1 protein-coding gene is annotated in these 515 nt (G+C 64.7%); it reads left to right on the forward strand.

Annotated features, from left to right (window positions below; translation table 11 throughout):
• Positions 1–515, forward strand: a 515-nt coding sequence (locus MLGJGCBP_RS48490) for a type IV secretory system conjugative DNA transfer family protein (protein WP_160098721.1), incomplete at both ends; no start/stop codon positions are given.

The following is a 515-nucleotide window of genomic DNA, read 5'->3' on the forward strand; positions in this document are numbered from 1 at the left end:
AACGTCGAACCGGTCAACATTCTCCGCAAACACGGCTACGACCTGCACGCATCCGGACTCAGCGGCCAGTACAACGCTCCGGCGAAACAGCGCGGCGGCGTCTTCGGCACGGCCCGGAAAATGATCCGCTGCTTGAAGATGCAGTCCATCCGGCCGTGGGTGTCGACCGACGGACAGGGGCCACGGATACCGCATTTCGATCCCCGCGAGTTCGTCCGCTCGACCGACACCATCTACCTGCTCTCCCGTGAGGGCAACGGGTCCGCCGGCCCGCTGGTGACCGCGCTGACCGTCGCGATCTGCGAGGCCGCGGAGGAACTGGCCACCCGGTCGAAAGGTGGGCGGCTACCAGTGCCGTTGCTCGCCGCCTTGGACGAAGCAGCCAACGTGGTCCGCTGGACTCAGCTGCCGAAGCTGTACTCGCACTACGGATCTCGTGGAATCGTGATCATGACCATCCTGCAGAGCTACGCCCAGGGCACCGAAGTGTGGGGCAACAAGGGCATGGGAATGCT

Source organism: Rhodococcus sp. T7 (genome assembly GCF_009872365.1).
Classification (GTDB): Bacteria; Actinomycetota; Actinomycetes; order Mycobacteriales; family Mycobacteriaceae; genus Rhodococcus_F.